General features: G+C 68.2%; 21 protein-coding genes. 15 read left to right on the forward strand and 6 right to left on the reverse strand.

Annotation, left to right across the window (positions count from 1 at the left end; all coding sequences use genetic code 11):
• Positions 1 to 118: 118 nt before the first annotated feature.
• The 4 genes from B9N75_RS08215 to B9N75_RS08230 are packed head-to-tail and all read left to right on the forward strand — an operon-like array spanning position 119 to position 6772.
• Positions 119 to 1507, forward strand: a complete 1389-nt coding sequence (locus B9N75_RS08215; protein WP_085218353.1) for a TIGR03013 family XrtA/PEP-CTERM system glycosyltransferase — start codon at positions 119 to 121, stop codon at positions 1505 to 1507.
• Positions 1504 to 3567 (forward strand): XrtA/PEP-CTERM system histidine kinase PrsK, encoded by a 2064-nt coding sequence (gene prsK / locus B9N75_RS08220; protein WP_085218354.1) that lies wholly within the window; start codon positions 1504 to 1506, stop codon positions 3565 to 3567. The genes B9N75_RS08215 and prsK overlap by 4 nt, the downstream gene beginning before the upstream one ends.
• Positions 3564 to 4943, forward strand: a complete 1380-nt coding sequence (prsR, locus tag B9N75_RS08225) for a PEP-CTERM-box response regulator transcription factor (RefSeq protein ID WP_085218355.1) — start codon at positions 3564 to 3566, stop codon at positions 4941 to 4943. The genes prsK and prsR overlap by 4 nt, the downstream gene beginning before the upstream one ends.
• Positions 4940 to 6772 (forward strand): tetratricopeptide repeat protein, encoded by a 1833-nt coding sequence (locus tag B9N75_RS08230; RefSeq protein WP_085218356.1) that lies wholly within the window; start codon positions 4940 to 4942, stop codon positions 6770 to 6772. The genes prsR and B9N75_RS08230 overlap by 4 nt, the downstream gene beginning before the upstream one ends.
• Here B9N75_RS08230 and B9N75_RS08235 read toward each other — a convergent pair.
• The 4 genes from B9N75_RS08235 to B9N75_RS08250 are packed head-to-tail and all read right to left on the reverse strand — an operon-like array spanning position 6769 to position 11655.
• Entirely contained in the window at positions 6769 to 8322 is a 1554-nt protein-coding gene (locus tag B9N75_RS08235; RefSeq protein WP_244552299.1) for a DHA2 family efflux MFS transporter permease subunit, read from the reverse strand. The genes B9N75_RS08230 and B9N75_RS08235 overlap by 4 nt on opposite strands.
• A gap of 3 nt (positions 8323 to 8325) precedes the next feature.
• Positions 8326 to 9369 carry an HlyD family secretion protein gene (locus B9N75_RS08240; protein ID WP_085218357.1) on the reverse strand — a complete coding sequence of 348 codons (1044 nt, stop codon included), beginning with the start codon at positions 9367 to 9369 and terminating at the stop codon, positions 8326 to 8328.
• 5 nt (positions 9370 to 9374) lie between these two features.
• Complete coding sequence (locus B9N75_RS08245; protein ID WP_085218358.1) at positions 9375 to 9818, reverse strand: MarR family winged helix-turn-helix transcriptional regulator; 444 nt, start codon at positions 9816 to 9818, stop codon at positions 9375 to 9377.
• Between the two features lie 52 nt (positions 9819 to 9870).
• Positions 9871 to 11655 carry an ABC-F family ATP-binding cassette domain-containing protein gene (locus B9N75_RS08250; RefSeq protein WP_085218359.1) on the reverse strand — a complete coding sequence of 595 codons (1785 nt, stop codon included), beginning with the start codon at positions 11653 to 11655 and terminating at the stop codon, positions 9871 to 9873.
• Positions 11656 to 11795: 140 nt separating this feature from the next.
• Here B9N75_RS08250 and B9N75_RS08255 point away from each other — a divergent pair, with 140 nt between their 5' ends.
• On the forward strand, positions 11796 to 12068 hold the full coding sequence (locus B9N75_RS08255; protein ID WP_157123753.1) for a hypothetical protein: 273 nt from the start codon (positions 11796 to 11798) through the stop codon (positions 12066 to 12068).
• Between the two features lie 53 nt (positions 12069 to 12121).
• Positions 12122 to 14002 carry an ABC-F family ATP-binding cassette domain-containing protein gene (locus B9N75_RS08260; protein ID WP_085218361.1) on the forward strand — a complete coding sequence of 627 codons (1881 nt, stop codon included), beginning with the start codon at positions 12122 to 12124 and terminating at the stop codon, positions 14000 to 14002.
• Here the strand turns inward: B9N75_RS08260 and B9N75_RS08265 are convergent.
• Positions 13999 to 15642: a M61 family metallopeptidase gene (locus tag B9N75_RS08265; RefSeq protein ID WP_085218362.1), complete on the reverse strand. Its 1644-nt coding sequence runs from the start codon at positions 15640 to 15642 to the stop codon at positions 13999 to 14001. The genes B9N75_RS08260 and B9N75_RS08265 overlap by 4 nt on opposite strands.
• Complete coding sequence (locus B9N75_RS08270; RefSeq protein ID WP_085218363.1) at positions 15639 to 17228, reverse strand: amidohydrolase family protein; 1590 nt, start codon at positions 17226 to 17228, stop codon at positions 15639 to 15641. Before B9N75_RS08270 ends, B9N75_RS08265 begins: the two co-directional genes overlap by 4 nt.
• 119 nt (positions 17229 to 17347) lie before the next feature.
• Between B9N75_RS08270 and B9N75_RS08275 the strand changes: the two genes are divergently transcribed.
• From B9N75_RS08275 to B9N75_RS08315, 9 genes are all read left to right on the forward strand, one after another.
• A complete protein-coding gene (locus tag B9N75_RS08275) occupies positions 17348 to 17656 on the forward strand; it encodes a hypothetical protein (RefSeq protein WP_244552300.1) in 309 nt (102 codons plus the stop codon).
• A 121-nt stretch (positions 17657 to 17777) separates the two neighbouring features.
• The gene (locus tag B9N75_RS08280) at positions 17778 to 18458 is read left to right on the forward strand and encodes a response regulator transcription factor (RefSeq protein ID WP_085218364.1); all 681 of its coding nucleotides are present in this window, start codon (positions 17778 to 17780) and stop codon (positions 18456 to 18458) included.
• A 43-nt stretch (positions 18459 to 18501) separates the two neighbouring features.
• Positions 18502 to 19878, forward strand: a complete 1377-nt coding sequence (locus B9N75_RS08285) for a sensor histidine kinase (protein ID WP_085218365.1) — start codon at positions 18502 to 18504, stop codon at positions 19876 to 19878.
• Positions 19879 to 19935: 57 nt separating this feature from the next.
• The gene (locus tag B9N75_RS08290) at positions 19936 to 20202 is read left to right on the forward strand and encodes an AbrB/MazE/SpoVT family DNA-binding domain-containing protein (protein WP_244552301.1); all 267 of its coding nucleotides are present in this window, start codon (positions 19936 to 19938) and stop codon (positions 20200 to 20202) included.
• Positions 20199 to 20588 carry a type II toxin-antitoxin system VapC family toxin gene (locus tag B9N75_RS08295; RefSeq protein WP_172840849.1) on the forward strand — a complete coding sequence of 130 codons (390 nt, stop codon included), beginning with the start codon at positions 20199 to 20201 and terminating at the stop codon, positions 20586 to 20588. Before B9N75_RS08290 ends, B9N75_RS08295 begins: the two co-directional genes overlap by 4 nt.
• Positions 20585 to 21598 (forward strand): polyprenyl synthetase family protein, encoded by a 1014-nt coding sequence (locus B9N75_RS08300; protein WP_085218368.1) that lies wholly within the window; start codon positions 20585 to 20587, stop codon positions 21596 to 21598. Before B9N75_RS08295 ends, B9N75_RS08300 begins: the two co-directional genes overlap by 4 nt.
• A 121-nt stretch (positions 21599 to 21719) precedes the next feature.
• Positions 21720 to 22394, forward strand: coding sequence for a DUF1013 domain-containing protein (locus B9N75_RS08305; RefSeq protein WP_085218369.1), 675 nt, complete (start codon positions 21720 to 21722; stop codon positions 22392 to 22394).
• Positions 22372 to 23439 (forward strand): MBL fold metallo-hydrolase, encoded by a 1068-nt coding sequence (locus tag B9N75_RS08310; protein WP_244552302.1) that lies wholly within the window; start codon positions 22372 to 22374, stop codon positions 23437 to 23439. Before B9N75_RS08305 ends, B9N75_RS08310 begins: the two co-directional genes overlap by 23 nt.
• A gap of 44 nt (positions 23440 to 23483) precedes the next feature.
• Positions 23484 to 23732, forward strand: coding sequence for an exodeoxyribonuclease VII small subunit (locus tag B9N75_RS08315; protein WP_085218371.1), 249 nt, complete (start codon positions 23484 to 23486; stop codon positions 23730 to 23732).
• Positions 23733 to 23738: the final 6 nt, after the last annotated feature.

Below are 23738 nucleotides of genomic sequence, written 5' to 3' on the forward strand. Positions count from 1 at the left end.
GGAGTGCGGGCGGCCGCATTCCACCCGCCTTCAGAGATTGTTTGTCAATTTCTGCGACACCCGCGGCCGTGTCGGGATTTCTTACGATAGGGCGCGTTGCGGGCGCAGCGGGGGCGGCATGATCCGGCTTTTCCGCCACCATATCCCCTATACCGCGCTGCTGCTCGGCATCGTGGACTTCCTGATGCTGCTGTTCGCCGCGGAGGGCGGCTGGCTGCTCCGCAACTGGCAGATCGGCACCGACATCGCAGCCGATCGCGGCCGGCTGCCGGAGATCCTTTCGTTCGCGATCGTCCTCCAGCTCGCGATGACCGCGGTGGGCGTCTACGCCGTCGATGCGGTGCATTCGCTGCGCATCGCCCTGCCGCGCATCGCGGTCGCGGTGGCGCTTGGCGTGCTGCTGCTCGCGCTGGTCTTTTTCCTCGTCCCCGCAATCAGCTTCTGGCGGTCCAATCTCCTCTACGCGATGATCTTCGCGATGCTGCTATTGGTCGCGGCGCGGCTGATGTTCGGGCGGCTGCTCGGCAGCGCCAGCTTCAAGCGGCGCGTGCTCGTCTTGGGCGCGGGACCGCGCGCGGCGGGTGTCGAGGCGCTGGCCGCCAAGCAGGGCGCCAATTTCGCAGTCGCCGGCTATGTCGCGATGAATGACGGGCCAGTGGCGACCGGCGCCGCGGTCAATCGCGCCGGCATCGACAATCTCGCCGCTTACACGATCGCCCACGGCGTCAGCGAGGTCGTGCTGGCGCTGGAGGAGCGGCGCAACGCGCTGCCGCTCGCCGATCTGCTGCGCATCCGCACCACCGGCGTGCAGGTCACCGACCTCTCGACCTTCCTGGAGCGCGAAACTGGGCGCGTCGATCTCGACACGCTCAACCCGTCGTGGCTGATTTTTTCCGACGGCTTCACCGCCGGGCGGCGGCTGTCGAGCTTCGGCAAGCGCGGTTTCGACATTCTGGTCAGCGCGCTGATCCTCGCGCTCGCCTGGCCGCTGATCGCGCTCACCGCCCTGCTCATCAAGCTCGAAAGCCGCGGGCCCGCTTTCTACCGGCAGCGCCGCGTCGGGCTGTTCGGCGAGGCGTTCGACGTGCTGAAGCTCCGCTCGATGCGGCAGGACGCCGAAGTCTCCGGCGTCGCAGTCTGGGCGCAGCAGGACGATCCGCGCATCACGCGCATCGGCTCTATCATCCGTAAGCTCCGCATCGACGAGCTGCCGCAGGCGTGGAGCGTACTGAAGGGCGAGATGAGCTTCGTCGGCCCACGCCCCGAGCGGCCGCAATTCGTCTCCGATCTCGAGGCGCGCCTGCCATATTATGCCGAGCGGCACATGGTGAAGCCGGGGATCACCGGCTGGGCGCAGATCAACTATCCCTATGGCGCCTCGGTCGAGGATGCGCGGCGCAAGCTGGAATTCGACCTCTATTATGCCAAGAATTACACGCCCTTCCTCGATCTGCTGATCCTGCTGCTCACCGTCCGCGTCATCCTCTGGCCGTCGGGCGCGCGATGATCGTTGCGGTCGGCCTCTGGAGCCACGCGCTCGCCGCGATCCTCTATCTCGCGCTGTCGGTCTGGGCGATGCGGGGCGGTCGCTCGGCGGCGCTGTCGGCGGCGTTCGGAGCGACGGCGCTGTGGGCGGCGCTGACTGCGTTCGAAGGGCCGGGCGCGCTGCTGCCGGGGCTTGCCGAGGCGGCGCGCAACTTCGCCTTCCTCTCCTTCATGTATGCGATCGTACGGCAGGCGGATCGTGACGAGCGGACGCGCGCGCTGACCGCGGTCTATGTCGTCGTCGCCGGCGTCATCGGCTTCCAGGTCGCGATCGCGGGCGTGCTCCCCGCCTTCCGCCACGAACCGATGGTCGGCCCGGCGCTGCAATCGACCGCCGCGCTGCTCGGCCTCACCATCGCCGCGGGATCACTGGTGCTGGTTCACAATCTCTACGGCCAGGCGGCGCAGGAATCGCGCTGGGGGCTGCGCCTCCCCGCGCTCGCGCTGGCCGGCCTCTGGGTCTATGATCTCCATTATTACACCGTTTCCTATCTGAACGGCGCGCCGGCGGCGGACCTGTTCGCGATGCGCGGCGCGGTCGTCGCGATGCTCGCGCCGTTGTTCGCGATCGGCAGCCGGAGGACCGCGCAATGGCGGCTGCGGCTGTCGCGCGCTGCGACCTTCCAGTCGGTCTCGCTGATCGCGATCCTCGCCTATCTCGTCGTGATGATGGCCGCGTCGCGGATGCTTGCCACCGCCGAGGGTCGCTGGGCGGACATGGTGCAGATCGGCCTCGTCGCTGCGCTCACTTTGCTGGTCGCGGTGATCCTTCCCTCGGGCAAGGCGCGCGCATGGCTCGGCGTGATGATCGCCAAGCATTTCTTCGAGCACCGCTACGATTATCGCGCCGAATGGCTTCGCTTCACCCGCACGGTGGGCGGTGGCGGCGAGGACGATGCGCCGCTCGGCCAGCGGCTGGTCCAGGCGCTCGCCGACATCGCCGGATCGCCGGCCGGGCTGCTGATCGAGGTGGAGGAGGGGAAGCTCGTACCCGCCGCGCGGTGGAACTGGCACGCGGAGGCCGCGCCGGGTACGCCGGGCGAGTTCGATCTCGTCCGCTTCGTCGAGGCGACCGGCCACGTCATCGATTTCGACAAGGTCGAGCGCGACGGCATGACGGTCGATGGCCGCCGCATTCCGGTGCCGGACTGGATGGCGGCCAACGGCGCTGCCTGGGCAGGCGTGCCGTTGCTGCACCACGAGCGCTTGGCGGGGATCGTAATTCTCGCGCACCCGCGGCTGCGGCGCCCGCTCGATTGGGAGGATTTCGATCTGCTGCGCGCAGCCGGGATCCAGACCGCATCCTATCTCGCCGAGGCGCGGGGCGCCGAAGCGCTGGCCGATTCACGCCGGTTCGACGAGTTCAACCGCCGCTTCGCCTTCATCATGCACGACATTAAGAATCTGGTGAGCCAGCTCAGCCTCGTCGCGCGCAATGCCGAACGCCATGCCGACAACCCCGAATTCCGCGCCGACATGGTGGCGACGCTGCAAGGCTCGGTCGCCAAGATGAATGCGCTGCTCGCGCGCCTGTCGCACGCGCCGCCTGCGGAAGGCGAGGCGCTGCGTCCGGTCGCCGTCGAGGCCATCGTCGCTGCGGTCGCGGCTGCAAAGGCGCCGCTCCACTTCCTTACCGCCGAATGTGCGCCCGGCCTGATCGCCGCGGCCGATCCGCTGCGGCTGGAGCAGGCGCTCGCGCATCTCGTCCAGAACGCGATCGACGCCAGCGATCCCGAAGCGATCGTGCGCATCGCCGCGCGGTTCGAGGGCGGCGACGTCGCGATCGACGTGGTCGACGAAGGCTGCGGCATGTCCGCGCAATTCATCCGCACGCGGCTGTTCCAGCCGTTCGCCTCCACCAAGCAGGGCGGCTTCGGCATCGGCGCCTATGAGGCGCGCGCGCTGGTTGCGGCGATGGGCGGGCGGCTCGAGGTCGAAAGCCGCGAAGGGCGCGGCACGCGCTTCACCATCCTGCTGCCGGCAACGACCGGCGAGATAGAAAGCGAGCGGAGACGCGCATGAACGCCGAAACCAAGATCAAGGCGGACGTGCTGCCCAAGCTCCTCGTCATCGAGGATGATGAGGGGCTCAGCCGCCAGCTCCGCTGGGCCTATGAGGATTATGAAGTGCTGGTCGCGCCCGACCGCGCCACCGCGATCGATCTGCTGCGATCGGCCGAGCCCGACGTGGTGACGCTCGATCTCGGCCTGCCGCCGGATCCCGACGGCGTCACCGAAGGCTTCGCAACGCTGGAGGCAATCCTGTCCTTGAAGCCCGCGACCAAGGTGATCGTCGCCTCGGGCCACGGCGCGCAGGAGAGCGCGCTCCGTGCCATCGCGTCGGGCGCATATGATTTCTACCGCAAGCCGGTCGATATCGACCAGCTCGGCCTCATCGTCCGCCGCGCCTTCCAGCTCCACGCGCTGGAGAGCGAGAACCGGCGGCTGGAGGAACGATCGGGCGACGACCGCACCGTGCTCGGCACGATGGTGACCTCGGCGCCTGAGATGACCAAGGTCGCGCGGACGATCGAGCGCGTCGCCAATGCCGATGTGTCGGTGATGCTGCTGGGCGCGAGCGGGACGGGCAAGGAATTGCTCGCGCGCGGCCTCCACGATGCGAGCGCGCGGCGCGGCGGCGCGTTCGTCGCGATCAACTGCGCGGCGATTCCCGAGACTTTGCTCGAGGCAGAGCTGTTCGGCCATGAAAAGGGCGCCTTCACCGGCGCGATCCGCACCACCGAAGGCAAGATCGAGCTGGCGCAGGGCGGGACGCTCTTCCTCGACGAGGTCGGCGACATTCCGCTGCCGCTTCAGGCCAAGCTGCTGCGTTTCCTGCAGGAGCGCGTGATCGAGCGGATCGGCGGGCGCAAGGAAGTGGCGGTCGACACGCGCATCGTCTGCGCGACGCACCGCAATCTCGAGGAGATGATCGCCGAAGGGAGCTTCCGCGACGACCTCTATTACCGCCTGGCGGAGATCGTGGTGCGCATCCCCGCGCTCGCTGAGCGGCCGGGGGACGCCACCCTGCTCGCCAAGCATTTCCTCAATCGCTTCGCGCGCGAGATGAACCCGGCGGTAAAGGGCTTCGCGCCCGCCGCGCTTGCCGCGATCGACGGCTGGGCCTGGCCCGGCAATGTCCGCGAGCTGGAAAATCGCGTGAAACGCGCGGTCATCATGGCCGACGGCAAGCTGGTCGTCCCGGAAGATCTCGATTTTCCGAAGGTGGAGGATGCGCTGCCCGTGAACCTCAAGGCCGCGCGCGAGGAGACCGATCGCAAGGTGATCCGCGGCGCGCTGGGGCGGACGGAGGGCAATATCTCCGCCGCCGCCAAGCTGCTCGGGATCAGCCGGCCGACGCTCTACGATCTCATGAAGCAATACGACCTGCAGCCGTGATCCGCACTCCGCCCTCCGCAGCGATCGCACTTGCGCTGGCCCTGGCCGGCTGTTCCAACGCGTCCACGCCCGGCTTTGATCAAAGCCTGAAGCGCGGCGCCGAAGCGTTCAACGCAGGCGATCCCAAGACCGCGCGCATCGAGCTGATGAACGCGATCAAGGCGCGGCCGGGCGACGCACGCGCGCGGCTGCTCCAGGCGAAGGTGCAGATCGCGCTGGGCGACGGCGTCGCCGCCGAAGCGGAGATCGCGCGCGCCCGTGCGTCGGGCGTGCCTGCGGATGCAACCCGGACGCTGATGGCCGAGGCGCTGCTGTTGCAGGGGCGGCCTGCCGATGCGCTCGCCGAAGCGAAAGCGGCGCCCGCCGCCCATGCCGGCGATGCCGCGCGGCTGGCCGGCAAGGCGCAGCTCGCAGGCGGCGACATGGACGCCGCCGGCGCGAGCTTCGATCGTGCCGCCGAGCTGACGCCGGAGAGCGCACCGCTCTGGGTCGATATCGCGCGCTATCGCCGTGCGGTGGGCGACATCGGCGGCGCGATCGGCGCGGCGGACCGCGCGCTGGCGCTCGATCCGCGCGCGGACGGCGCGCTGCTCGTGCGCGGCGAACTCACCCGGACGCAATATGGGCTGAAGGCGGCGCTGCCCTGGTTCGACCGTGCGCTCGAGGCGAAGCCCGACGATGCGACCGTGCTGCTAGAGAAAGCGGCGACGCTGGGCGAAATGGGCGCGATGCGCGAGATGCTGGCAGCGACGCGTGCGGCGCTGAAGGCCAGCCCCGGCCACCCGATGGCCTTTTATCTCCAGGCGGTGCTTGCCGCGCGCGGCGGCAATTATGCGCTGGCGCGGGCGATCTACGCCAAGAGCGGCGGCGCGCTCGCCGCGGAGCCGGGGCCGGCACTGTTCGGCGCCGCGCTCGATTATCAGGCGGGCAATTTCGAAGCGGCGTCCGATACGCTCGCCAAGCTGCTCGCCGATCAGCCCGACAATCTGCGCGCGCGGCGCCTGCTCGCCGCGTCCGAATGGCGCGCGGGCGAAATGGCCGACGCGCTTGCCGCGATCCGCCCGATCGCCGATCGCGAGGATGCCGACAGCTATGCGCTGGCGCTCGCGGGCGAGGCGGCAGCGAAGCTCGGCAGGGCTGCGGAGGCGGCGGACTATCGCGCGCGTGCTGCACGACCGCTGCGCTGGGACGGCGTGATCGCGCCGATCGGTGGCGATGCCGGCGCGGTCAATGGCGATGTCGCGGCGATCCGCGAAGCGCTGTCGCGCGCCGATTCCGCTTATGCTTTTGCGCTGGCGCGGCAGCTTGCCCGCGACAATCCCGGCGCGCCCGATGCCTGGCTGCTGGTCGGCGACGTGCTGATGCTCGCAGACGATCCCGCCGCAGCGGTCGATCCCTATCGCACCGCCGCCAACATCGCCTTTACCGAGCCGGTGGCGCTGCGGCTGATCGAGGCGCTCGACCGATCCGGCCAGGACGCCGCTGCGACCGAGACGCTGCGGCTGTTCCTCGATCAAAATCCGCGCTCGATCCCGGCGCTGCTCATTGCCGCCGAACGCTATGCCGGGGCGGGCGAATGGGCCAATGCCGAAGCCGCCTATCACGCCGTCCGCCGCCGCATCGGCACGCGCGACGCGGCGCTGTCGGGCAATCTTGCCTGGGCCTATGCGCGGCAGGGCGATCATGCCGCTGCACTGCCGATCGCGCGCCGCGCCTGGGAGGTCGATCGCGGCAATCGCCAGTCGATGGACGCTTATGGCTGGATGCTGTTCAAGACCGGCCGCAAGGCCGAGGGGCTGGCGCTGATGCTCGCTTCGGTCGCGCCCTAGTCCGCCATCACCGGCGGGCCGGCGTGCGGCTTCGCCTTGCGCAACAGGAAGACGAGCGGCAGCACCGCAAAGGTCACCAGCATCATCACGTGGAAATCGTCGATATAGGCGATCATCGCGGCCTGCCGGTTGATCTCGGCGTCGATCATCGCGAGGCCGGCGTCGCTGATGTTGGAGAAGCGCGCGGCGATGCCGGGATCGACCGGCGGGATCGTCGCCTCGGTCATATGCTGCGAGAGATCGGCGTGGCTGATCTGGATGTTGCGCGCAAGCAGCATGGTCACCATCGAAATGCCGATCGATCCGCCGAGGTTGCGCGAGAGATTGAGCAGGCTCGCCGCGGTCGTCCGATAGTGCGGCGCGAGCGTGCCGAAGGCGAGCGTGTTGAGAGGCACGAAGATGAGGCCGAGCCCCAGCCCCTGCACCACGCCGCTGACGATGATCGGCCGCGAATCCATGTCGAGCGTGAAGCCCGACATCTGCCAGAGCGAGATGCCCATCAGCGATATGCCGGCGAAGATCAGCACGCGCGCGTCGATCCGGTCGAGCAGCTTGCCGGCGAGCACCATCGAGATCAGCGTGCCAACGCCGCGCGGCGCGGTGAGGAAGCCAGACTGGAGCACCGAATAGCCGAACAGCCGCTGGAGCAAAGGCGGCAGCAACGCGAGCCCGGCAAGCAGCAAGACGCCCGTTACCGCCATGAAGAACAAGGCAGTCGCTAGGTTGCGATCGGCGAACATGTGCGGCTCGAAGATCGGGCGCTTGGCGGTCATCATGTGAACGCCAAACATCCAGGCCGCCGCGACCGCGATGCCGCCTTCGATCCAGATTTCGGTGGAGTCGAACCAGCCCGCCGTCTCGCCGCGATCGAGCATCAATTGCAGCGCGCCGACCGCGAGCGCGAGCAGCGCGAAGCCGAACAGATCGAACCGCCGCTTCATCGTGCCGGTCTCCGGCAGGTAGCGGAGTGCCATCACCGTCGCGATCACGCCGACGGGGAGGTTGACCAGGAACACCCAGCGCCAGTTGAAGCTGTCGGTCAGCCAGCCGCCCAGCACCGGCCCCAGGATCGGGCCGATCATGATGCCGCCGCCGAACATCGCCATCGCCTTGGCGTGGCGCTCGGGCGGGTTGATGTCGAGCATCACCGATTGCGCGAGCGGCACCAGGAAAGCGCCCGAAATGCCCTGCGCGGCGCGGAAGATCACCATTTCCGGCATGTTCTGCGCGATGGCGCAGAGCAGCGAGGTGACGGTGAAGCCGATCACCGCGAACAGGAACAGCCCCTTGCGGCCGACCCGCTCCGACAGCCAGCCGGTGATCGGGATCGCGATCGCGGAGGCGACGATGTAGCTGGTGAGCACCCAGGTGATGCTCTCCGGCGTCGCGCCGAGGCTGGTCTGCATGTGTGGCAGCGCGACGTTGGCGATCGTCGTGTCCAGCACCTGCATCAGCGTGCCGAGCATCACGGCGACGGTGATCATGCCGCGCTCGAACCCGCCGATGTGGCTGGCGGCGGTGCCGGGGTTGGGGAGGGCGGCGCTCGCCACGGATCAGCGCTCCGCGCCGCCCTTGGTGTCGACGGTGACATCGGCGGAAAGCCCGGCAAGCAGCGGCCGGCTGGTCGGCGCATCGATGCGGATGCGGACCGGCACGCGCTGCGTGACCTTCACCCAATTGCCGGTGGCGTTCTGCGCCGGGAGCACCGAGAATTCGGAGCCGGTGCCCGCGCCGATGCTGGCGACATGGCCTTTGGCCTTCATCCCCGGATAGGCATCGAACTCCACCTCCGCCGGCTGGCCGACGTACATTTTGGCGAGATCGGTTTCCTTGTAATTGGCCTCGATCCAGATGTCGTCGCTGCGCACGATCGTCACCATCGGCACGCCGGAAACGACGGTGTTGCCGACCTGGAGTCGGTCCGACTGGGCGACGATGCCGTCGGCGGGCGCGCGGATCTCAGTGCGCTTTAGATCCAGCAGCGCCTTCTCGCGCGCCACCCGCGCCGCCTCGATCGCGGGCTGGTTGGAGGTGCCGCCGGAGGCGAGCGCGGCGCCCGCATTCGCCGCGCTGGCGCGCGCGTTGGCGAGCCGCTCGCGCGCTTCCTCGACGTCGTGCAGCGCGTCGTCATATTGCCGGCGCGTGGTGAAGCCGCGATCGAGCAGCTCGGAATAGCGCGCGAAGTTGCGTTGCGCGTAGCCGAGGTTGCTCTCGGCGCCGCGGATGTCGGCATCGGTGCCGGCCGAGCGGGTCTGGAGCTGCGTCACTTCGACCGACGCGGCCTTCATCTGCGCCTCGGCCTGCGCCAGCGCGATGCGATACGGCCGCTGGTCGATGCGGAAGAGAAGCTCGCCCTTCTTCACGCGCTGGTTCTCGCGGACAAAGACCTCGGCGACGGGGCCGCTGACCTCGGCGCTCACCGAGACCTTGTCCTGCTGGACATAGGCGTTGTCGGTGGAGACGTAGCGGCCCGAGGTCAGCCAGAAATAGCCGCCGACCAGCGCCAGCAGCAGCGGCACGGACAGCATCAGCCAATTCCGCCATTTGGGTGTCTTGCGCTCCGCCGCCATTTCGACCGCATCGGCCGTCATCGCCATATCGCTCACGATGCCCTCCTCGCGGCGCCTTCGCCGCGTTTGTCCAGATTGTCGCGCACCCGCGCCAGTAGGTCGCGCAGCGCGTCCAGTTCGCCCTCATCCATGCCCGCGAAGGCGTCGGCGAACATGCGATCGGCGACGCGGCGGAGCTTCGCCACCACCGGCGCTGCTTCCGGCGTCAGGAAGATGCGCCAGGCGCGGCGGTCGGTGGCGTCAGCGCGCCGCTCGACCAGGCCCGCCTCGGCGAGCCGGTCGATCATGCGGCCGATGGTGATCGGCTCGACATCGAGCGCATCGGCGAGCTCGATCTGGCGCAGCCCGTCCTGACGGCGCAGCTTGGCGAGCACGCGCCATTGCGCGCGGTTCACGCCGAGCGCGGCGGCGCGCTTGTCGAAATCACGGCGAATCGCGCGTGACGTCTCGACGATCTCGTAGGCGAGATTTTCCATGCAGGTGAAATAATATCAGACGATATTAGTTGCAACCAGAAACGAAAAAATATCAGGTGGCGAGCGCCTCGACCTGTTCGGCCAGCTCCAGCCAACGTTCTTCGGCTGCGTCACGCTCCTGCCGCGCGGCGCCGATCGCGGTCATCAGCGCCTGGAATCGTGCCGGATCGCGGGTGTAGAGATCGGGATCGGCAAGCGCCGCCTCGTCGCGCGCGATCGCGGCCCCGATCTCCTCGATGCGGCCGGGCAGCAGATCGAAATCGCGCTGGTCCTTGTAGCTGAGCTTGGCGGCACGCTTCGGCGGGATCGCCGCCGCTGCGGTGCGCGGCTCCTGCCGGGCAGGCTTGGGCGCCGGCGCTTTGCGCTTCGCCACCCAATCCGCATAGCCGCCCGCGACGACATCGACCTTGCCCGATCCGTCGAGCCCGAGCGTGACGGTCACGGTCCGGTCGAGGAAGTCGCGGTCGTGGCTGACGATGAGGACGGTGCCGTCGTAATCGGCGATCACTTCCTGGAGCAGATCGAGCGTCTCGAGGTCGAGATCATTGGTCGGCTCGTCGAGCACGAGGAGGTTGGAGGCGCGGGCGAACTCGCGCGCGAGCAGCAGCCGCGACCGCTCGCCGCCCGACAGCGTGCCGATCCGCGCATCGACCAGCTCGGGCGCGAACAGATAGTCCTTGAGATAACCCTGGACGTGCTTCTTGACGCCGCGCACCTCCACCCAGTCGCCGCCGTCGGCAAGGATGTCGCGGACGCGCTTGTCGGGATCGAGCAGCTTCCTCTGCTGGTCGATGACGATGCCGGTCAGCGTCCTGGCGCGCACCACCTTGCCCTCGTCGGGCTCCAGCTCGCCGGTCAGCAGCTTCAGCAGCGTCGTCTTGCCGGCGCCGTTGGCGCCGACGATGCCGATCCGGTCGCCGCGCTGCACGCGCAGACTGAAATCGCGGATGATCGCGCGCTCGCCGAACCGCTTCGTGACGCGCTCGGCGTCGATCACCGTCTTGGTCTTGGCGTCGTCGTTGGCGAGGCCGAGCTTCGCGGTGCCGGGCGGCCCGAGCATCGCGGCGCGGGTGGCGCGCATCTCGTGGAGCTTAGCAAGCCGCCCCTGGTTGCGCTTGCGGCGCGCGGTGACCCCGCGCTCCAGCCAGTGGAGCTCGAGCTTGAGCTTGGCATCGAGCTTGTCCGCCGCGCGCGCTTCCTCGGCATAGACCTTTTCGGTCCAGGCATCGAAGCCGCCGAAGCCGACTTCGGTGCGGCGGATGCCGCCGCGGTCGAGCCAGAGCGAAGAGCGGGTGAGGCGGGTGAGGAAGGTGCGGTCGTGGCTGATCGCGATGAACGCGCCCTTGTAGCGGCCGAGCCAATCTTCGAGCCATTCGATGGCGGCGAGGTCGAGGTGGTTGGTGGGCTCGTCGAGCAGCAGCACCTGCGGGTCCTGCGCCAATGCGCGGGCGATGGCGGCGCGGCGCCGCTCGCCGCCCGAGGCGGTGGCGGCGGGCCGGTCGAGATCGATGCCGATCTGGCCGGCGATCGCGTCCACCGCGTGCGCGGGCGGCGCGTCGGGCGCGGCAAGCGTGAAATCGCGCAGGGTCGCGAAGCCGGCGACGGCGGGATCCTGCTCCAGCAGCACCACCTTGGTACCCGGCTGGATCGTCCGCCGCCCCTCGTCGGTCTCGATCAGCCCGGCGAGGCATTTGAGCAAGGTCGTCTTGCCCGCGCCATTGCGCCCGATCAGCGCCAGCCGGTCGCGTGCGCCGATGTGCAGATCGAGCCCGCGGAACAGCCAGCCGGCGCCCTGGACAAGGCCGAGATTTTCATATGCGAGAATGGGAGCGGACATGGCGGGGCAGATAGGGGCTTTGCGCCCGCCCGTCACCCACGCGCATTTTTGGATTGCAAACCAACGGTTTACATATTTGAGATCATTTGATTTTTTGACGGTCTTAGGGCATCATCCGGCATCACTGTTGGAGGGTGGTGATGATCCGTCTGGTTATGCTGTGCGCGGCTTTGGCCATGTCTGCCCAGGCGACCGCACTTTCGGAAACGTCCGGCGGCAAGAAGAAGCCCAGCAAGACCAAGCTGGTCTGCAAGATGAGTGCGCCGGCGCTCGGCACCCGGCTGGGAGCGACGCGCAAATGCGCGACCGAGCAGGAGTGGGCGACCTGGGAGCGCGAGATCGCAGAGGAATCGCGCCGCAATATCGACAAGGTCCAGATGCAGCGCGCGACAGTCTGTCCGCCGAACTGCTGACCGCTTTCCAAATGCCCTGACAACCGTCCGCTGCCCGTGTAAGGGGCGCGGCCATGCTCAACATGTCCGGCATAACCGTCCGCCTCGGCGGGCGCACGATCCTCGACGGCGCCAGCGCGGCGCTGCCGCCGGGCGCGCGCGTCGGGCTGATCGGGCGCAACGGCGCGGGCAAGTCCACGCTGATGCGCGTCGTCGCCGGGCTGATGGAGCCGGACGAGGGTAGCGCCGAGATGCCGCGCGCCGCGCGGATCGGCTATATCGCGCAGGAGACCCCTTCCGGAACCGCGACGCCGTTCGAGACGGTGCTGGCCGCCGACACCGAGCGTGCCGATTTGCTCGCCGCGTCCGAGACCGAGAGCGATCCGCACCGCCTTTCCGAGATCCACGAGCGGTTGAATGCGATCGGCGCGCACGCCGCGCCAGCGCGTGCGGCGCGCATCCTCGTCGGTCTCGGCTTCGACGAGGCGGCGCAGCAGCGGCCGCTCGACAGTTTCTCCGGCGGCTGGCGGATGCGCGTGGCGCTCGGCGCCCTGCTCTTCTCCGCGCCTGATCTGCTGCTGCTCGACGAGCCTTCCAACCACCTCGATCTCGAAGCGACGCTGTGGCTGGAGAATTTCCTCAAGAGCTATCGCGCGACGATGCTGATCGTCAGCCACGAGCGCGACCTTTTGAACAATGTCGTCGATCACATCCTCCATCTCGAGGGTGGCAAGGTGACGCTCTATGCGGGCGGCTATGACGCGTTCGAGCGGCAGCGCGCCGAGCGGCAGGCGCAGCAGGGCGCGATGCGCGAGAAGCAGCTTGCCGAGCGCGCGAAGCTGCAGGCGTTCGTCGATCGCTGGCGCGCCAAGGCCTCCAAGGCGAAGCAGGCGCAGAGCCGCGTCAAGGCGCTCGCCCGGATGCAGCCGATCGCCGAAGTCGCTGCCGACCCGAGCCTCAGCTTCGATTTTCCGAGCCCCGCCGAGATGAAGCCGCCGCTGGTGATGCTCGACATGGCGGCCGTCGGCTACGCGCCCGGCAAGCCCGTGCTGTCGCGCGTCAGCCTCCGCCTCGATCCCGACGACCGCATCGCCTTGCTCGGCCGCAACGGCAACGGCAAGACGACGCTGGCGCGGCTGCTGGCGGCGCAGCTCGCGCCTATGGACGGCGAGATGAACGCGCCCGGCAAGCTCAAGGTCGGCTATTTCACCCAATATCAGGTCGAGGAGCTGGATAGCGGCGACACGCCGCTCCAGCATATGAGCCGGCTGATGCCCAAGGCGACGCCGGCGGCGGTGCGCGCGCAATTGGGCCGTTTCGGCTTTTCGGGCGACAAGGCGACGATGCAGGTCGCGAAGATGTCGGGCGGGGAGCGCGCGCGGCTCGCGCTCGCGCTCATCACCCGCGATGCGCCGCACCTCCTCATCCTCGACGAGCCGACCAACCATCTGGACGTCGATGCGCGCGAGGCGCTGGTCCAGGCGCTGGCCGATTATGGCGGCGCGGTCGTGATGGTCAGCCACGACCGGCACATGCTGGAGCTGGCGGCCGACCGGCTGGTGCTGGTCGATGACGGCACCGCACGCGAGTTCGACGGCAGTCTCGACGATTATACCGATCTGGTCCTCGGCCGCGGCGCGCAGCGTCCGGGGTCAGACGCCGCAGCGGCGCCCAATCGCAAGGATCAGCGCCGCGCCGCCGCCGAAGCGCGCGAGCGCAACAAGTCGCTGCGCAAGGCCATGCAGCAGGCCGAAGCCGACATCGCCAAGCTGGAGGTGCGGCGCACCGAGATCGACCGTGCGATGTTCGATCCCTCCTCAGCGAAGGCGGAGGACGCGGGCCGGACGATGACCGAGCTGATGAAGCTCCGCGCCCGCGTCTCCGACCAGATCGAAGCGGCGGAGGCGGCGTGGCTGGAAGCGAGCGAAGCCGCGGAACGGCAGGACGCAGCTTAGTTTCCCGCCAGCCGCTTCCGGCAGGCGGCGCCCGCCTTGGGCTTCAGCTCGAACTGCTGGAAGCGCACTCGCTCCTCGCTGCGCGGCAGCCAACTCAGCACACGCTCGCCCTGCTCGTCGGCGACGCGCATGACGATCGGTACGCGCGAGTCGCCATATTTGAAGCTCTCGCGGCGGACGTAGCGCATCCCCGGCCGCAGCCCCGCCGCCCAGGCCGGGCTCGCGGTGTCGACGGTTTCGAAGCGGAGCACGCCGTCCTTTTCCTCGGCGGAATAGCCGGACTCGTAGCGCGGCTGCTCCTGCCAGCGGAGCGGACCGCAGGCGTAGAAGAGGTTGCCGAGCAGATCGACCGGCGTGCCGGCGAGCATCGCATCGCGCCGCGCGGGCGTCAGCGCGGGAAAGACACGCAGGAAACGCCCGGCCTGAGTCTCGCCGGGGGCGAAACGCCCCGGATGCTGCGCCATCTGGACCAGCGCCGCGCGGACGCTCGCCTGGCTGTCGAGCGCGAGCGCGAGCATGTTGCCGCGATCATAGACCTGTTGCTGCGCGTCGCCGTCCTGCCAGAAGCTCTCCGCCAGCGCGGCATAGGGTTTGGTGCGGGCGGGGGAGGAGGCGTAGCGGAGGAACAGTTCGTTCAGCGCCGCCGCAGCCTCTTTCTCGTCGCGCAGCCCTGCGCGGACCAGCACCGAATTGGTGACGAAGTCGTTGAATCCTTCGGTGAACCAATATTCGGCCGCGTCGGGCCTAGCGAGCGGGCCGAGGCTGCCGCCGAGCCAGCGGTGCCCATATTCGTGCGCGAGCAACCGGACGATGTCGGTCATCGGCACGTTTGGGGTCGCGGCGAGCGCGAAGCCGCCGGTGCGGCCGGTGCCGCCATAGCTCATCGCGCCCGTCTCCCAGCCGGTGAGCGGGATCATCGGCACGAAATAGGGGACGGCGGGCGCCTGCCAATAGGCGTTGGAGGCAGCGATCACCTTGGCGAGAGCGTCGGCGAATTCGACGTCGCTGTAGGGAAAACGGCCGCGCAGCACGGTCGTGACCTTTTGCCCGCCGACGTCGCGGCTGGCGATGCGGAGATCGGTGCCGCCGATGAAGATGCCCTGCGCCGCATCGTTGACGGTGAAGCGCGGTGCGGAATCGAGGCTCCCCGCCACCCGCCATCCCGCCGGTGCCGGCCCCCAGCGGAAGCGCGCCGGCTCGGCCAGGCGCCCCTCCAGCGTCGCCAGCGCGCCCTCGCCGTGGATGTAGAAGAAGTTCGGCCGCAGCACCGGCCGTGCCTTCTCATATTCCACGGCGGGATCGGCGGCGGTGAGCTTGGCGATGCGGTAGCGCAAAGTGATCGGCGCGCCGGGGGCGTGGTCGATGCGCCTTTTATCCGGCGCGCCGCCGCCAGCAATCCTGCCACCCTCGGCGGTCAGATCGCCGATCGCTTCGTAGAGCTTGTCGCTGCCCGCCCATGCGTTGGGCAGCTCGACCACCGTCGTTCCGTCCGCATCGCCCGCGAAGCGCAACGTGATGTCGATCGCGGCGAGGCCGTTGGCGCCGGTCATCGGCGTCATCGCATATTCGACGCCCGCGGGGGGCGCCGGTGCGGCGCCGATCAGCAGCAGCGCGAGCGCCGCCGGGACCGCGCGCGTCATTGCGCGCCCTTCTGCGCCGCCACCATTGCGGCGACATCGGCGAGGAGGGCGTGCGCGTCGTAGACGATGCCGTCCTTGATGGTCCAGCGCACGCCGCCGACCCGCTCCACCTTGCCGTTCTTGTCGAGCCGCTCGAAGCCGGTGCCGTAGAGAGTCTTGAAATTGTGCAGCGGATTTTCCGGCACGATGACGAGATCGGCGAGCATCCCCGGCCGCACCATGCCGATCGGCGCCTCGATCCCCTTGGGCCGGTAGATTTCGTAGGCGCCGTTGCGCGTCGCGGCGACGACCGTCTCCAGCGGCGTGAATCCCGCCTCCTGGAGCATCTCGAGCTCCTGGATGTAGGGGAAGCCCCAGCTCTGATAGATATAGCCGGGATCGGAGCCGACGGTGACGATGCCGCCCATATTCTTATAGTCGTTCATCAGCCGCATGTACGGATTGTAGAAGCGCCGCCACGCGACCTCCTTCTCGGTCGTCCAGTCGAACCAGTAGCTGCCGTGGTTCACCCGGCTCGGCGCGAAGAAGCGGTAGAGCGAGGGCAGGGTATATTTCTCGTGCCAGTCGGCGTTGCGCGCGCGCATCAGATCGCGCGAGGCCGAGTAGATGTTGAGCGTGGGATTGAAGATCACGCCATTCTCGAGCTGCTCCTCGAGATAGGCCTTCCACTCCGGCCCGCCGGGCTCGACGATCTGATCGGCCAGGCGGGCGATCTCGTAGAACCGGTCCTGCTCGTCGAACATGTTATAGTCATTCGAATATTTGGGCAGCCGCCCCTCGCGCAGCAGGCTTTCGAAATGGCCGTAGAAATGGGTGACGGTGCCGAGCCCCAGCTCGCCCGCGATCCGCGCATTGACCTCCGCGACGCCGCCCTGGCCGAGATGCGCGACGCTGCCGAGCTTGAGCTTCTTGGCCTCGTCGAGCGCGGCGGCGGTGACGGGCCGCGAGGTGTCGTTGAACAGCTTGATGCCGTCATAGCCCTGCGCCGCCGCCCAGCGAACCCAGGCGCGCGCCTTTTCGGGCGTGTCGAGGCGGCCGATATTGCCGCCGTCGCCCAGCACCGCATAAGCGAAGATGCGCGGCGCGACGATGCTATTGTCGGCGCTGCGCCGCTTGTCGGCGATCGATTCCGGGCCGAAGTGGATCGGCACGCCGCGCACGCTGGTGACGCCGTGCGCCAGCCAGAGCTTGTAGCCGTAGCTCGGCTGCGGCGCCTTCCCGGCATCGCCATTGTGGCCGTGGGTGTCGATGAAGCCGGGCAGCACGAACATGCCGGTCGCGTCGATCTCCTGCGTCGCGTCGCGCGGCTCGCGGTTTGCGGGGACGGGGAGGCCGGGCGTGCCCGCGCCGCGCACGTCGGTGATGCGGTTGCCCTCGATGACGATGTCGACCGGCCCCTTCGGCGGTGCGCCGCTGCCGTCGATCAGCGTCGCGCCGCGGATGACGAGCTTGGCATAAGGGCCCGCGCCTTCGTCCGCGCGACGCGCGGGAACCGGCTCCATCCGTTGCGCGATCGCGGAATCGGCGGCGATCCCCAGCAGCAGGGCGCAGCAGGCGCCAACCTGGGCGAGAACGGAAAACCGCATGAAAACCCCCTTGAACTCGTTTCCCCGCCGCGGCTTGCGCGCAGCTTGACGGCACATTCATGGCCTATTCAACGCTGCTTGACTATGCCACCAACACACCTTCCGGGGACCAGTGGGACATGATGTTGCGTAAGACCTTCCTGATCACCGTTCTTGCCCTCGCGCTGCCGCTCGGCGCGGTGGCCGACGCGCGCCCGCGCGAGCGCGATCAGGACGCCGCCTACGAGGCGCGGCAGCAGGGCCGCATCATGTCGCTCCGCACCATCGAATCGCGCATCGTGCCGCGCATGGGCGGCGCCGATTACCTGGGCCCGGAGCTCGACGCCGGATCGGGCCGCTACCGGCTGAAGTTCATGCGCGAGGGGCGCGTGATCTGGGTCGATGTCGACGCGCGCACCGGCCAGCTCATCGGCCGATCGGGCAACTGAGCCCTATCGCATATCCGAAACGATCGGCGGTGCGCCGCAATCTTCTGGCGACGAAACTATTGACGGCGAGGTCGGTTGGGCCGCTAAACGCGGGCAAATACTTTGCCAGAAAGGTCCATCCATGCGGGTTTTGATCGTCGAAGACGAACCCAATCTCGGCCGCCAGCTTCGCGCCACGCTGGAAGGCGCCGGTTACGCCATCGATCTCGCCACCGACGGCGAGGACGGCCATTATCTCGGTTCCACCGAAAGCTATGACGCGATCATCCTCGATCTCGGCCTGCCGGAGATCGACGGGCTGACCGTGCTCGATCGCTGGCGCAAGGAAGGCATGAAGGTGCCGGTGCTGGTGCTGACGGCGCGCGATAGCTGGTCGGACAAGGTGGCCGGGCTCGATGCCGGCGCCGACGATTATCTCGCCAAGCCGTTCCAGACCGAGGAGCTGATCGCCCGGCTCCGCGCACTCATCCGCCGCGCCTCGGGCAACACCAGCTCCGAGCTGACCGCAGGCGACGTGCGGCTCGACACGCGATCGGGCAAGGTGACGCTGCAGGGCGAGCCGGTGAAGCTCACCGCGCAGGAATATAAGCTCTTGAGCTACCTGATGCACCACAAGGGCAAGGTCGTCAGCCGCACCGAGCTGATCGAGCATATCTACGATCAGGATTTCGACCGCGATTCGAACACGATCGAAGTGTTCGTCACGCGCATCCGCAAGAAACTGGGCGCCGACGTCATCACCACCATCCGCGGCCTCGGCTACAGCCTGGAGGATCCGGAGAACCGGACGCCGCAGGACTGACGATGCCCGCACCCCGGCCCGCCGCCGGCCGCGCCGGACCGCAATGAAGTTCGCGTTCGCCAAGCGGCTGGTGCCGCGCCGCGCCACCGTCGCGTCGGGATCGCTGACCCGGCGCATGATCACGGTAGCGGCGCTGTGGATCATCGTCCTCCTCGGCGTCGGCGGCGTCGCGCTCGATCGGGTGCTGACCAGCGCCATCACCCGCAATTTCGACGCCCAGCTCGAATATGTGCTGACCGCGCTGATCGCCTCGGCCGAGATTGGCCCTGACGGCGAGCCCTATCTCAACCGCCCGCCCGCCGATCAGCGGTTCCTGGAACCCTATTCGGGCCTTTATTTCCAGATCTCCGGCCAGAACTTCGAGCCGTTCCGCTCGCGATCGCTGTGGGATCGCGCGATCCGCACGGGCGCCGCGCACGACGATCGCGGCATCCACATATACGACAGCGCCGAATTCCAGGATGAGACGCTGCGCATCCTGGAGCGCGACGTGCTGCTGCCGGGATCGCAAACGCAATGGCGTTTCCAGGTCGCGCAAAGCCGCGACGGGCTCGACGAACAAATCGACGTGTTGCGCCGCACGATGATCCGCTCCTTCGTGCTGCTCGGCGTAGGCCTCGTCCTGCTGGCGGTGATCGAGGCCTTTTACGGGCTGTGGCCGCTGCGCCGCGTGCGTCGCGCGATCGCCGCGATCCGCTCCGGCGAGAGCGCGCGGATCGACGCCCAATTCCCCAACGAGATCCAGCCGCTGATCGAAGAGCTCAACGCGCTGCTCGAACATAATGAAGTGCAGGCGGAGGAGGCGCGGCGCCACGCGGGCAATCTCGCGCATGCGCTGAAGACGCCGCTCACCGTCATCACCAACGCCGCGACCGCGAAGAGCCCCGACCTCGCCGACACCGTCCGGCGCGAGGCGGTGACGATGCGGCGGCAGGTCGATCACCACCTTGCCCGCGCCCGCGCGATCGGCCGCCGATCCAACGCGCAGGCACGCTCGGACGTCTGGCCCTCGCTGCAGGCGGTAGAACGCGCGGTCGACCGGCTCTACGAGCATGTCACCATCGACCTCGCGGGTGACCGGCAGGTGGCGGCGCATGTCGAGCGGCAGGATCTCGACGAGATGCTCGGCAATCTCATCGAGAATGCAGCCAAATATGGCGGCGGCCGGGTGTTCGTGACGGTCAAGAAGACGCCCGAATGCGTCGAGATCGAGATCGAGGACGATGGCCCCGGCATTCCCGCCGATCAGCGCGACGCCATCTTCGGCCGCGGCGCACGGCTCGATCTCGAAAAGCCCGGCACCGGCCTCGGCCTCGCCATCGTCCGCGACGTCGCCGAAATCTACGGCGGCTCGGTCGAACTCGAAGAGAGCGAAGACCTTGGTGGCCTTCTTGCCCGGCTGAAGCTGCCGGTGGTGTGAGCCATTGCGCAACGTTACGGTAAGACGTATCTTACCGACATGAACGCACACACTAAATTGTCGGCGAAGGGCCAGATCGTCATCCCGAAAGCGGTGCGCGAGCGCATGAAATGGGCACAGGGCGACGATCTGGAAATCGTCGAGACGGCGGGTGGTCTTTTATTGCGTCCCAGAACGCCGCGTCGCGAGACGATCACGCTGGAAGAATTCCGGCGCCGGGTTCCGCGCCATGAGGGACCGGCGGTTTCGCTGGAAGAAATGGAAAAAGCGATCGACGAGGCGATGGCGGAGCGCTGGAAGCGCAAGGAAGCCGACAGCCGGTGAAGGCCATCGATACCAATATCCTGATCCGCGCGATTACTGGTGACGATCCGCGCCAGGCAGAACGGGCAAACGAAATCATCGCATCGGGCGTGTTCGTCTCGTCGGGCGTGTGGATCGAAAGCGAATGGGTTCTCAGCTTTTCTTACCACTGGCCTCGCGATCGCATTGCCGACGCGCTGGCCATCTTCATGGAGCTGGCGACCGTCCACGCTGTCGATCTCCAAGGATTGCGCTGGGCGCTTGACCGATACCGGGAAGGAGCCGACTGGGCTGACATGATTCATCTGGTCGATGCCGCAGACGTCGCAACTTTCGTGACTTTCGATCGCGCGCTGGCGCGACGCGCAGGTCCGCAGGCACCGGCACATGTCGAGACCGTCGCATGACCGCGACCGTCCACACTTTTCCGGGCAAGACTACGCCTTCGCTCGATGCGATGGTGCAGCTTGTCGCGGCGGACCTCAATCAGGTGAATGCGGTCATCCTCGCGCGGATGCAGAGCGAGGTGGCGCTGATCCCGGAGCTGGCCGGGCATCTCATCGCCGGCGGCGGCAAGCGGATGCGGCCGATGCTGACGCTCGCCTGCGCGCGGCTGCTCGATTACGGCGGCGCGCGGCATCACAAGCTCGCCGCGGCGGTGGAGTTCATCCATACCGCGACTTTGCTGCACGATGATGTCGTCGACGGCTCCGGCCTCCGGCGCGGGCGGCGGACGGCCAACATCATCTGGGGCAATCCGGCGAGCGTGCTGGTCGGAGATTTCCTATTCAGCCGCGCTTTCGAGCTGATGGTGGAGGACGGCAGCCTCAAGGTGCTGCGCATCCTGAGCCGCGCCTCCAACGTGATCGCTGAGGGCGAGGTCAACCAGCTCACCGCGCAGCGCCGGATCGAGACCAGCGAAGACCAGTATCTCGACATCATCGGCGCGAAGACCGCCGCGCTGTTCGCCGCCGCCTGTCGCATCGCTGCAGTGGTCGCGGAGCGCGAGGATGCGACCGAGGAGGCACTCGACGCCTATGGCCGCAATCTCGGCATCGCCTTCCAGCTCGTCGACGATGCGATCGATTATGCATCGGACGGCGCGACGATGGGCAAGGACGCCGGCGACGATTTCCGGGATGGTAAGGTGACGCTGCCGGTGATCCTCGCGCATGCGCGCGGCGACGCGGCGGAGCGCACCTTCTGGCGTGATGCGATGGAAGGCCGCCGCACCAGCGATGCCGATCTCGCCCACGCCACCCGGTTGCTGGAGACGCGCGGCGCGATGGCCGATACGCTCGACCGCGCGCGCCATTACGGGCAGCGCGCGGTCGATGCGCTTGGGCCGTTCCCGGCTGGCAAGGCCAAGGCCGCGCTGGTCGAGGCGGTGGAGTTCGCGATCGCCCGCGCCTACTAGGCGCCGAACCGCCTTCCGGCCTGATGCCGTGCTTGCCCTCGTCCGCCGCCTGCACTAAGTCCTCCGCCATGTTCGGCCGCTCCGGTAGGGGCGGCCCTTATTGTTTTCGGGAGACGAGACAGTGGCTCAGCCGCTCATGCCCCATGCGACCGCGTCCTGGCTGGTCGACAACAGCGCGCTCACCTTCGAGCAGATCGCCGCCTTCTGCGGCCTCCATATCCTCGAGGTCCAGGCGATCGCCGACGACACCGCCGCAACCAAGCTCACCGGCCGCGATCCGATTCGCGCCGGCGAGCTCAGCCAGGCGGAAATCGACCGCGGGCAGGACGATCCCAAATATCGCCTGCAGATGCAGCGCGAGCCCGACAAGGCGGTCCGCACCAAGGGGCCGCGCTACACGCCGGTCTCCAAGCGGCAGGACAAGCCCGATGGTATCGCCTGGCTGATCCGCAACCATCCCGAGCTTTCGGACGGGCAGATCGGCAAGCTGATCGGCACCACGCGCACCACCATCGGCGCGATCCGTGATCGCAGCCACTGGAACATCGCCAATATCCAGCCGAAGGATCCGGTGACGCTCGGCCTCACCACCCAGCGCGAACTCGACGCCGCTGTCGCCAAGGCGGCGAAGGCGGGCCGTGGCGAGGGCATGCCGGTCGATCTCGACATCGATCGCGACCGTGCGGCGCTGATCGAAGAGCTACGCGCCGAGCGCGAGGCGGCGGCGCGCGAAGCCGAAGCCGCTCATGCCGCCGAGGAGCAGACCGAGGGCTTTGTCGATCCCTTCGCCCGCTGAACGGGCTGCGCCGGCTCCCGAGGGGCTGAGCTATCCGTTCGGCGATGCCGATCCGGCGCGCGGCGCGATCGTCGAGATCGCCGACGGGATCGGCTGGGCGCGGCTATCGATGCTCGGGCCGCTCAAGCATGTGAACGTTTGGCTGCTCGACGACGGCGACGGCGTTGCGATCGTCGATACCGGCCTCAACACCTCGCGTGTCCGAGACGAGTGGGAGGCGCTGATCGACGGCCCGCTCGCCGGGCGCCGCGTCACCCGCGTCATCGTCACCCACTTTCATCCCGATCATCTCGGCCTCGCCGGCTGGCTGTGCGAGCGGTTTGCGGCGCCGCTCTGGATGACGCGCACCGAATGGCTGCTCGGCCGGATGCTCGCCGCCGACGCGCGCGACACGCCGCCGCCAGAGGCGTTCGATTACTGGCACGGTGCCGGCTGGGAGGAAGCGCGGATCGCGGCGGCCGAAGCGCGGGGTTGGCGCCTGTTCGCCTCCGCCGTGAGCGCCATACCGGCGCAGTTCATCCGGTTGATGGACGGCGACTCCATCGCGATCGGCGATCGCAACTGGCGCGTCGTTGTCGGCAGCGGTCATAGCCCCGAACATGCCTGCCTGATCGACGATGCCGGCGGGATCATGATCGCGGGCGATCAGGTGCTGCCGCGGATCACCTCCAACGTCTCGCTTAGCCTCAGCGAGCCAAGCGCCGATCCGCTCGGCGAATGGCTCGCTTCGATCGACAAGCTGCGCAGCCTCTCGCCCGATCTGCTCGTGCTGCCCTCGCATGGCGACCCGTTCACCGGCCTCCACCCGCGCCTCGACGCACTCGACACCAATCACCGCGACCGGCTGACGGCGCTGGAGGCGTTTCTCGACACGCCCCGGCGCGCGGTCGACTGCTTCCCGATCCTGTTCGACCGGCCGATCGACGACACGCTCTACGGCCTCGCCACCGGCGAGGCACTGGCGCACCTCCGCCATCTCGAGGTCACCGGCCGTGCGGTGCGCGAGCAGCGCGGCCGGACTTGGTGGTTCGCGCGCGCGGCCTGACGGTTGCTTGACCATGGCGCGCTGCCAAGCCAATGCTTGTGGCCATGTCCGAACAGAGTGACGCCATCGCCGCGCTGTCCTTCGAGGCGGCGCTGAAGCGGCTGGAGGAGATCGTCCGCCTGCTGGAGAGCGGCGAGGCCTCGCTCGACCAGTCGATCGAGCTCTATAACGAGGGCGATGCGCTCCGCCGTCAGTGCGAGGCGCGGCTGGAGGCGGCGCAGGCGCGGATCGAGAAGATCCAGCTCGGCCGCGACGGCGCGCCGGCCGGCACGGCGCCGTTCGACGGTGGCTGAGGCACG

The organism is Allosphingosinicella indica (assembly GCF_900177405.1).
GTDB classification, from domain to species: domain Bacteria; phylum Pseudomonadota; class Alphaproteobacteria; order Sphingomonadales; family Sphingomonadaceae; genus Allosphingosinicella; species Allosphingosinicella indica.